General features: G+C 74.3%; 10 protein-coding genes. 5 read left to right on the top strand and 5 right to left on the bottom strand.

Going from position 1 to position 7,525, the window contains the following annotated elements; all coding sequences use genetic code 11:
* Nucleotides 1-81 precede the first annotated feature (81 nt).
* The gene (locus FB455_RS23310; protein WP_013286417.1) at nucleotides 82-762 is read left to right on the top strand and encodes a TetR/AcrR family transcriptional regulator; all 681 of its coding nucleotides are present in this window, start codon (nucleotides 82-84) and stop codon (nucleotides 760-762) included.
* Here FB455_RS23310 and FB455_RS23315 read toward each other — a convergent pair.
* Nucleotides 737-1,192: a hypothetical protein gene (locus FB455_RS23315; RefSeq protein ID WP_013476729.1), complete on the bottom strand. Its 456-nt coding sequence runs from the start codon at nucleotides 1,190-1,192 to the stop codon at nucleotides 737-739. The genes FB455_RS23310 and FB455_RS23315 overlap by 26 nt on opposite strands.
* Nucleotides 1,192-1,668, bottom strand: a complete 477-nt coding sequence (locus FB455_RS23320; RefSeq protein ID WP_030275034.1) for a hypothetical protein — start codon at nucleotides 1,666-1,668, stop codon at nucleotides 1,192-1,194. The genes FB455_RS23315 and FB455_RS23320 overlap by 1 nt, the downstream gene beginning before the upstream one ends.
* A gap of 44 nt (nucleotides 1,669-1,712) precedes the next feature.
* On the opposite strand from FB455_RS23320, the gene FB455_RS23325 reads away from it, so the two are divergent.
* Nucleotides 1,713-2,708, top strand: a complete 996-nt coding sequence (locus FB455_RS23325; RefSeq protein ID WP_145754966.1) for a helix-turn-helix transcriptional regulator — start codon at nucleotides 1,713-1,715, stop codon at nucleotides 2,706-2,708.
* A 51-nt stretch (nucleotides 2,709-2,759) separates the two neighbouring features.
* On the opposite strand, the gene pdxR is transcribed toward FB455_RS23325, so the two are convergent.
* Nucleotides 2,760-4,235, bottom strand: coding sequence for a MocR-like pyridoxine biosynthesis transcription factor PdxR (gene pdxR / locus FB455_RS23330; protein ID WP_030275036.1), 1,476 nt, complete (start codon nucleotides 4,233-4,235; stop codon nucleotides 2,760-2,762).
* Between the two features lie 29 nt (nucleotides 4,236-4,264).
* Between pdxR and FB455_RS23335 the strand changes: the two genes are divergently transcribed.
* Both FB455_RS23335 and FB455_RS23340 read left to right on the top strand, forming a co-directional pair.
* Complete coding sequence (locus FB455_RS23335) at nucleotides 4,265-4,873, top strand: LysE family translocator (protein ID WP_030275037.1); 609 nt, start codon at nucleotides 4,265-4,267, stop codon at nucleotides 4,871-4,873.
* 27 nt (nucleotides 4,874-4,900) lie between these two features.
* Nucleotides 4,901-5,608 carry a B3/B4 domain-containing protein gene (locus FB455_RS23340; RefSeq protein ID WP_030275039.1) on the top strand — a complete coding sequence of 236 codons (708 nt, stop codon included), beginning with the start codon at nucleotides 4,901-4,903 and terminating at the stop codon, nucleotides 5,606-5,608.
* A 132-nt stretch (nucleotides 5,609-5,740) separates the two neighbouring features.
* On the opposite strand, the gene FB455_RS23345 is transcribed toward FB455_RS23340, so the two are convergent.
* Nucleotides 5,741-6,130 carry a hypothetical protein gene (locus tag FB455_RS23345; protein ID WP_030275041.1) on the bottom strand — a complete coding sequence of 130 codons (390 nt, stop codon included), beginning with the start codon at nucleotides 6,128-6,130 and terminating at the stop codon, nucleotides 5,741-5,743.
* Nucleotides 6,131-6,223: 93 nt separating this feature from the next.
* Between FB455_RS23345 and FB455_RS23350 the strand changes: the two genes are divergently transcribed.
* Nucleotides 6,224-7,030, top strand: coding sequence for an SDR family oxidoreductase (locus FB455_RS23350; protein WP_013476724.1), 807 nt, complete (start codon nucleotides 6,224-6,226; stop codon nucleotides 7,028-7,030).
* A gap of 118 nt (nucleotides 7,031-7,148) precedes the next feature.
* Here the strand turns inward: FB455_RS23350 and FB455_RS23355 are convergent.
* A partial coding sequence (locus FB455_RS23355; protein ID WP_486481565.1) for an oligopeptide/dipeptide ABC transporter ATP-binding protein occupies nucleotides 7,149-7,525 on the bottom strand: 377 nt, incomplete at its 5' end.

Raw genomic sequence — 7,525 nt, forward strand, 5'->3', positions numbered from 1 at the left:
ACTATCCATCGCCGTCGACCGCAGTCAACACCGTGTCGAGTCGAATCGACAGTGTGTCGAGCGGGTGTAGCATCTGCCGACATGACGACCGCCCGTACGCCGACCGGCGCCGCGCCGACGCGCGGGCGGCGGGCCGGCCGGTCCACCGGCGACGACCGGGAGACCGCGATCCTGGCCACGGCCGAGCGGTTGCTCGCCGAGCGTCCCTTCGCCGACATCTCCATCGACGACCTGGCGCGCGGCGCGGGGATCTCCCGGCCCACGTTCTACTTCTACTTCCCGTCCAAGGACGCGGTGCTGCTCACGCTGCTCGACCGGGTCACCGAGGAGGCCGACGCCGCCGCCGGGGGCGTGTTCGAGCGGCTCGCCGAGGATCCGCGCGCCCACTGGCGGGAGCTGATCGCCCGGTTCCACGCCACGTTCGGCGGGCACCGGGACGTGGTGCTGGCCTGCGCCCAGGTGCGCGGCACCAACGCCGAGGTGCGGCGGCTCTGGGCCGAGGTGCTGGAGCGCTGGGTCCGCGCGGTGCAGGCCGCGATCGAGTCCGAACGCGCCCGCGGCGCGGCCCCGGACGGGCTGCCCGCCCGGGACCTCGCCATCGCGCTGAACTCGATGAACGAGCGCGTCTGGTACGCCACGTTCGCCGGGGACGGCCCGGCGGTGGCCGAGCGGGACGTGGTGGACGTGCTGCTCGACGTGTGGCTGACCGCGATCTACCGGACCGCCACGCCGCCGGTCACCGCGTCCGGCGGAACTCCATGACCCAGTTGGTCTCCCACGTGCGCTCACCGTCGGTGGAGAACGCCTGCTCCCAGCGGCATGAGTCGGCGGTGACCGCCGACCAGAGGAACCGGCAGCGTACCGGCCGCCCCTCGTCGGTGTCGTCGGCGTAGAACGTGCCGACGCCGCCGGTGAACCGGCCGACCACCGGGGGCAGTTCCAGCACGCCACGGCTGCTGTGCATCCAGTAGATCGACCACAGCCCGGTCGACGGGTTCAGGATGCGCACCGTCGAGCCGGAGAAGCCCCGGCTCGGGCAGCGCATCTCGTCGAAGCTGCCCGCGCCGTCGAAGAACGATCGCGCCTCGCTGACACCGGCGAACTCGTCCCAGTCGTCGCCGCCGACGTGGCGCTGCCGCAGGCGCCGGTTGGTCACGTCCCAGGTGCCGACGAGGAAGTCGAAGTCGCCCATCAGCGGCCCACCGGCCCCTCGGCCCGGGCGTCGGCCAGGTAGCTGGCCAGGTCCGGCCGGTCCGGTGCGAGCACGTGCCGGATCCAGGCGGTGCGCTCGTGTTCCAGTACGCCCAGTTCCCAGACGCAGCCGACGCCGGGACGGGTGAGGTCGACGAAGTGCGCCGGGTCGTCGTCCGGGCAGTCCAGCGCGGGCTGCCCGGCGATCGCGATGCGGCACTCGACGACGTTGTCGAAGAACCAGCTGTACGCCAGCAGGTACGCCCCGGTGTCCGCGCCCCGGTGCAGCACCACCCAGCTCGCCGGCGGGGTGGAGCCGTCCGGGCCGGGCAGCAGCGACGGCAGGTACGCGTACGCGGCGTCGACCACCCGCGGTTCGAGGCGGCGGTCCGGCTGGTCCATGTGGTAGCGCTTGACGTGCCGGCCCGCCACCTCGACGGTCCCCGGCACGGTCAGCTCCTTGTCGTGAAAAGCCATGTGGGCACGCTAGGACCGCTCCCCTGACAGCTAGTGTCAGTGGAATGCGGGCCAGTCGACTCCTGTCCATCCTGCTGCTCCTCCAGGCGCACGGCCGGCTCACCGCCGCCGACCTGGCCGCCCGCCTCCAGGTGTCGGCGCGCACGATCTACCGGGACGTGGAGGCGCTGCACGCCGCGGGCATCCCGCTGTACGGCGAGGCCGGACACGACGGCGGCTACCGGCTCGTGGAGGGCTGGCGCACCCGGCTGACCGGGCTCACCGCCGAGGAGGCGGACCGCCTGCTCTTCGCCGGGCTCCCCGGGCCTGCGGCCGAGCTGGGCTACCAGTCGGTCGTCGCCGCCGTCCAGCTCAAGCTGCGGGCCGCGCTGCCCGCGCCGCTGGCCGACCGGGCGGCCCGGCTGGAACAGCGGTTCCACCTGGACACACCGGGCTGGTACTCCGACGGCGACCCGTCGCCGCACCTGGCCGAGGCCGCCGAGGCGGTGTGGCGGCAGCACCGGCTCCGGGTGCGGTACCGGGGCTGGCGGGGCGAGACGACCCGGGTCCTCGAACCGTACGGGCTGGTGCTCAAAGGCGGACGCTGGTACCTGGTCGCCGCCCGGCCGGACCGCGCCGACCCAGCCACCTACCGGGTCAACCAGATCCTGGACCTGACCCCGCTGGACGAGCCGTTCGAGCGGCCGGAGTTCGACCTGCCGGCGTGGTGGCGCGCGCACGTGGTGGAGTTCCGGGCCGGCCTGCACCGCGACGAGGCGCGCATCCGGCTGTCGCCACGCGGGTTCGCCCGGCTGCGCGAGATCGGCAGCGACGTCGTGGTGGCCGCCGCCGAGGCGAGCGCCGGCCCGCCCGACGCCACCGGCTGGGTGCACGCGGTCATCCCGATCGAGTCGCTCACCCACGCCCACGGCGACCTGCTCCGGCTCGGCGCCGACGTGGAGGTCCTCGCCCCGGCGGCGCTGCGCACCCGCCTGTCCGAAACCGCCGCCGCCCTGGCTGCCCTCTACCACCCGCCCTCCGCCCCGCCTCTCCCCGGTTGATCAAGGAGTTGGTGTCCTTCCAGGAGATCGACTCGGACAAAAACCCCTTGATCACGGGGGCGGGGTGACGGCGTCGGCCACCGTGGAGAGGGCTCGGTCGATCTCGGAGGGCGGGGTCGCCGCGTAGCCGAGGACCAGGCCGGGTGGCTGCGGGCGCCGGCTGTGCCAGGACAGCGGGTGGACCTTGACGCCGCGGCGCAGCGCCGCCGCCGCCAGCGCCCGGTCGTCGACGTCGCCGGGCAGCGTGACCATCAGGTGCAGCCCGGCCGCCGCGCCGTGCACCACCGCCCCCGGCAGGTACGCGCGGACCGCCCGGATCATCGCGTCCCGCCGGCGTACGTGCCGGTGGCGCAGCAGCCGCAGGTGCCGTTCCAGCGCGCCGGACTCCATCAGCTCGGCCAGCACGAGCTGCGGCAACGCCGCGTTGCCGAGGTCGGCCGCCCGCTTCGCGGCCACCACGTCGGCGTGCAGCGCGGGCGGCACCAGCATCCACCCGATCCGCAGGGCCGGCGCGAGCAGCTTGGAGATGCTGCCGACGTAGCAGACCCGATCCGGCGCCATGGCACGCAGCGCCGGCACCGGCGGACGGTCGTAGCGGTGCTCGGCGTCGTAGTCGTCCTCCACCACCAAGCCGCCGTCGCGTGCCCACCGCAGCAGCCGCCGGCGCCGGTCGCCGTCGAGCACCACCCCGGTCGGGAACTGGTGCGCCGGGGTGAGCAGCACGGCCGGAGCGCCGGAACGCTCCAGTTCGTCGACACACAGGCCCCTGTCGTCCACCGTGATCGGCGGTGTCGCCAGCCCGGAGTAGACCAGGTGCTGCCGTACGCCCAGCGAGCCGGGATCCTCCACCGCGACGGTGTGCGTACCCCGGTCGTGCAGCACCCGCGCGAGCAGGCCGAGCGCCTGGGACACCCCGGCCACGATCACCACCTCGGCCGGATCCGCACGAACGCCCCGGTTGCGGGCCAGCCAGTTCGCGACCGCGAGCCGCAGCGCGGGCGTGCCGGCCGGGTCGCCGTAGCCGAGCGCGGCGGGCGTCATCCGGTGCAGCACGGCCCGCTCGGCCCGCAGCCAGGCCGCGCGGGGAAAGGCCGCCAGATCGGGTACGCCGGGAGTCAGGTCCACCTTCGCCGGTACGGCGCGCAGCTCGTCGAACGCGTCGACGCCGGGCCGGGTGGCGAACACCTGCGGTGCTCTCCTCGGCTCGGGCGGCCGGGTGACCACGGCGGCCGGCGTGGCGACCACCACCGTTCCGGCCCGGCCGCGTCCGGCCACCTGCCCGTCCTCGGCCAGCCGCTGGTACGCCTCGGTCACCACACCGCGGGAGACACCCAGCTCGGCGGCGAGCACCCGGCTGGCGGGCAGACGGGTGCCCACCGGCGCCCGTCCGTCGGCGATGGCGGATCGCAGCCGGGCGGCGAGCCAGTCCGCGCGGCCGCCGGGCGGCGCCTCGCCGACGTCGAGCTGGAGGAAGTCCGCGCCGGCCGCTTTGGACTCCTCGGGAACGGCAGCTTTGACCCTGTCCATCGGGCCATTATGGGCACAGGCTGGACCGCATGACAGTCGCCTTCCTGCTGACGTCGCTCGTCGTCGCGATCACTCCGGGCACCGGGGTGATGCACACGCTCGCCACCACTGTGACCGCCGGACGCCGGGCCGGCCTGGCCGCTGCCGCCGGGGGCACGCTCAGCCTCGTCCCGCACGTGATCGCCGCGGTGACCGGACTGGCCGCCCTGCTGCGCGCCGGCACCCCGGCGTTCCGCGTGGTGACCTGGCTGGGCGTGGCGTACCTGCTCTGGATGGCCTGGTCGGCGCTGCGCGACCGGGGCACGTTCGCCCTCGACGGCGACCGGCCCCCGCGTCCGGCGGCGGCCGTGTTCCGGGACGGGGTGCTGCTGAACCTGCTGAACCCGAAGGTGACTGTGTTCTTCGTGGCGTTCCTGCCGCAGTTCGTACCGCCGGACGCGCCCGCCGCCACAGCGCGCATGCTCGCCTGCGGCCTGGTGTTCATGGCCGTCACGCTGCTGGTGTTCACCGGTTACGCGCTGCTGGCCGGGGCGTTGCGCCGACGGGTGCTGTCCCGGCCCCGGCTGACCGGGCTGATGCGGCACACCTTCGCCGGCAGCTTCCTCGTCCTGGGCCTCGGCCTCGCGTTCACCGCCTAGCCCTCAGCACCTGGAAGGAGTCTTCCCGTGCGTTTCCGGCACTCCCCCGAGATCTGGTCGGCCTTTCCCGAACTGACCTGCGGCGTCCTGCACGCCACCGGCGTCACGCCCGACGTCGACGTCACGCCACGGCTGGCCGGGTATCTCGGCACCGCCCGGGACCGGCTCGCCGCCGGGCCGGAGGGCGGCTTCCCGGAGATCCAGGCGTGGCGTCGCGCGTTCGCCCGGATGGGCTGCCCGCCGACCCGCTACCGCTGCGCGGCCGAGTCGCTTTTGCGCCGGTTGCGGCGGGACGGGGACCTGCCCCGGCTGCATCCGCTCGTGGACCTCGGCAACGCGCTCTCGGTCCGGTACGCGGTCCCGGTCGCAGTGCTCGACGTGGCCCGGATCGGCGGCGACCTGACAGTGCGCCCGGCCGACGGCACGGAGTCCTATCTAGGGCTCGGCGGTGACAGCGAGCAGCCCACGCCCGGCGAGGTGATCTTCGCCGACCAGGGCGGGAACGCGCACGCCCGGCGCTGGTGCCACCGGCAGAGCGGCACGTCAGCGGTACGGGCCGGCACCACCGAGGTGCTGGTGGTGGTCGAGGCGATGCACGACGGGGCGGCGCCGACCGTGCGCCGGATGCTGGACGAGCTGGCGGCGGCGCTGGCCGAACAGTGGCGCGTGCCGTCACGGACGGCGCTGCTCACCGCTGACGCGCCCGAGTTGGCCGTGCCGGTCCGGACGGGCTGACCCGCCGGCGTGGTGACGGCCGGTCGCGTGGCGTGACGCCGGCTCCGGGCGTCCGGCGACGACGCCGGCAGCCGCCCGGCTCGTCGTCAGGCATCGGGGTCGTCGGGGCGGTCGCGCGCCATCAGCTCGTCGTCAGGCGTCGGGGTCGGTGCGGTCGCGCGCCATCAGCTCGTCGAACTCGGCCGGGGTGATCTCGCCGGTGCGCAGCCGCCGGGCGTTGGCGGCGAACCGGGCCGTCGCCGCGCCGCGCGGGTCCGGCTCGGTGAGCAGCCCGGCGTCGGCCGTCAGGGCGCTCGCGGCGCCCGCCACATCGTGCGGATCGGCCAGGTCGACCGGCTCGCCGTGCAGCTCGCGCAGGGCGTCGGCGAGTCGCGCGTCGGCGGCGTCACCGGTGCCCCACAAGCGCCGGGCGAGGTCGACGGTGCGGCCGAGCGAATCCTCACCCACCCGTTCGGTGCCTATCTCGGCACGCATCATGCGCAGGAAGCGGATTGTCACAGCGTCGGAGTCATCGGCGATCACGCCCGTACCCTAGCGAGCGGCTACGACGAAACCGCCGGGCGAGCCGGGGTCGTCCGGCCGGTTGAGGTCGCCACCCGCGGGTAGTGCGCGGACATGCCCGAACGATACGAGGACTACGACCGCGTCGCGATCGTCACCGGTGCGGACTCCGGCATCGGCAAGGCGTGCGCGGTGGCGCTCGCCGAGGCCGGTTACGACATCGGCATCACCTGGTACGGCGACGCGGCGGGGGCCGACCGTACCGCCACCGAGGTACGCGCCACCGGCCGCCGCTGCGAGACCGCCGAGCTGGACCTGACCCGGCTGCCCGAAGCGGCGGCGGTGGTCGACGAGTTGGCCGACCGGCTCGGTGGCCTGGGCGTACTCGTCAACAACGCCGGCACCGGCCTGTCCGAGCCCTTCGTGGACGTGAGCTGGGAGAAGTGGCGGGACGTGCTGGCGGTGGACCTGGACGGGCCGTTCCTGTGCTCGCAGCGGGCCGCCCGGCGGATGCGCGCGGCCGGGCGAGGTGGCCGGATCATCAGCATCACCAGCGTGCACGAGCACGCGCCCCGGGTCGGCTCGTCGGCGTACTGCGCGGCGAAGGGCGGGCTCGGCCTGCTCACCAAGGTGATGGCGCAGGAACTGGCGGCCGACGGGATCACAGTCAACGCGGTCGCGCCGGGCGAGATCGCCACGCCGATGACCGGGCAGGAGGACGTCGACCCGTTCACGCAGGAGCGTCCCGGCGTGCCGGTGGGGCGCCCCGGTGACGCCCGCGAGGTGGCAGCGGTGGTGGCGATGCTCGCCTCACCGGCTGCGGCGTACGTGACGGGGGCGTCGTGGGCGGTGGACGGGGGGATGCTGCTGATGGGTCCGCAGGCTTCTGCGCTTTCCTCCCATTCGTGGCGCGCTGCTTAGTCCTTGGTCACTGTTCGGGCTCCGGTCACCGTTCAGGGCCGGGGGCGACCGTGCCCGGCTCCGGGCGGTCAGGCTTGATCCCTGCGCCGTGCACGGTCGCCCCCGGCCCCGTCGTGGGTCAGGTGCGTTCGTTGCTGCCGGGATCGGGGGTGGCTCCCACCGCCGCATCCTCTCGGGAGCTTGTGGGCTCGTTCTCGGGGTAGTGGCAGGCGGTTTGCTGTCTGCCGTCGTCCCGGGTGGTCAGCGCCGGTTCTTCGGTGGCGCACCGGTCGGTGGCCTTCCAGCAGCGGGTACGGAAGCGGCAGCCCGACGGCGGGTTGAGTGGCGTGGGCACGTCGCCGGTGAGACGGATCCGTCCGGCGGGCCCGAGCGTGGTGACGTCCGGGATCGCCGACAGCAACGCCCGGGTGTACGGGTGCTGCGGCCGCGTGTAGATGTCGTCGCGGTCGCCGATCTCGACGATCTTGCCGAGGTACATGACGGCGACGCGGTGGC

It is taken from the genome of Micromonospora sp. CNZ296, assembly GCF_007827635.1.

What these genes read in the sequence shown, in the direction of transcription:
- FB455_RS23350 (WP_013476724.1), top strand. Translation starts at nt 6,224, where the DNA reads ATGCCCGAACGATACGAGGACTACGACCGCGTCGCGATCGTCACCGGT.
- FB455_RS23315 (WP_013476729.1), bottom strand. Translation starts at nt 1,192, where the DNA reads ATGGGCGACTTCGACTTCCTCGTCGGCACCTGGGACGTGACCAACCGG.
- pdxR (WP_030275036.1), bottom strand. Translation starts at nt 4,235, where the DNA reads ATGGACAGGGTCAAAGCTGCCGTTCCCGAGGAGTCCAAAGCGGCCGGC.
- FB455_RS23335 (WP_030275037.1), top strand. Translation starts at nt 4,265, where the DNA reads ATGACAGTCGCCTTCCTGCTGACGTCGCTCGTCGTCGCGATCACTCCG.
- FB455_RS23325 (WP_145754966.1), top strand. Translation starts at nt 1,713, where the DNA reads ATGCGGGCCAGTCGACTCCTGTCCATCCTGCTGCTCCTCCAGGCGCAC.
- FB455_RS23310 (WP_013286417.1), top strand. Translation starts at nt 82, where the DNA reads ATGACGACCGCCCGTACGCCGACCGGCGCCGCGCCGACGCGCGGGCGG.
- FB455_RS23320 (WP_030275034.1), bottom strand. Translation starts at nt 1,668, where the DNA reads ATGGCTTTTCACGACAAGGAGCTGACCGTGCCGGGGACCGTCGAGGTG.